At 54.5% G+C, this 255-nt stretch carries 1 rRNA gene; it reads left to right on the top strand.

What is annotated here, in order from left to right:
- Positions 1–255: ribosomal RNA gene (locus M3610_RS27780) — 23S ribosomal RNA — on the top strand; the annotation flags it as partial.

Here is a 255-nt window from a genome sequence, read left to right as displayed (position 1 = left end):
CCTGTGAAGATGCAGGTTACCCGCGACAGGACGGAAAGACCCCGTGGAGCTTTACTGTAGCCTGATATTGAATTTTGGTACAGCTTGTACAGGATAGGTAGGAGCCTGAGATACGTGAGCGCTAGCTTGCGTGGAGGCGTCGGTGGGATACTACCCTGGCTGTATTGAAATTCTAACCCGCACCCCTGATCGGGGTGGGAGACAGTGTCAGGTGGGCAGTTTGACTGGGGCGGTCGCCTCCTAAAAAGTAACGGA

Source organism: Neobacillus sp. MER 74 (assembly GCF_023714155.1).
Note: the sequence above shows the minus strand (reverse complement) of the source record. Positions and strands in the feature narration are given on the sequence as shown.